Raw genomic sequence first — 586 nt, forward strand, 5'->3', positions numbered from 1 at the left:
GACGGTGGACAGTGCGTCCGGTCCACCGGAACCGTCCGCGCTTCCCTCCTGTGAGGTCTCGGTTTCCGGAGCGGACGCGGCGGGGTCTTCCTCCTCCGCTCCGTCCCCGAAACCTCCGAAGCTGAAGTACAGCCCGAACGCGACCAACACGATGATCAGTCCGATGAAGACGGTCCGCTGGGCACGTTCGGGGAGAGGGTTGGGCATCGCTCGGGGCCTTTGTTCGTCAGTCGTCGTTCAGCCAGAAGGGGACGTCGCGCTTGCGGTCCCTCGTCGTGGAAGAACTGCTCTCGCCCCAGAAGGGGGTGATGGGTGCGTTGTTGTCCTTGCGGTTGCTGGAACCGGTCAGCCAGCCGCCCTCACCGTCGCCTCGGCCACGGCTTTCCCTGGAGGGTGCGGGACGGGCCGGACGCTGGGGAGCGGGACGTTCACGCCTCTCCCTGGGAGAGCCCCAGCGCGAACCACGGGCGTTGGTGTTCCCTCGGGGCGGGGTCTCCTCACGTCCACCGAAAATGCCCTGTCCGGTGCTGGGGTCAGGCCGCTCCGCACTCGCCGCACGGTTGTTGCCAGCGGCGGGGGGGGGGGC

2 pseudogenes are annotated in these 586 nt (G+C 68.6%); both read right to left on the minus strand.

Features of this window, described 5'->3' with window-relative positions:
- A pseudogene (locus D455_RS30705) lies at positions 1-207 on the minus strand (hypothetical protein); the annotation flags it as partial.
- A 19-nt stretch (positions 208-226) separates the two neighbouring features.
- Positions 227-586 (minus strand): annotated as a pseudogene (locus D455_RS34865) (type IV secretion system protein); the annotation flags it as partial.

The organism is Nocardiopsis halotolerans DSM 44410, from assembly GCF_000341065.1.
GTDB classification, from domain to species: domain Bacteria; phylum Actinomycetota; class Actinomycetes; order Streptosporangiales; family Streptosporangiaceae; genus Nocardiopsis; species Nocardiopsis halotolerans.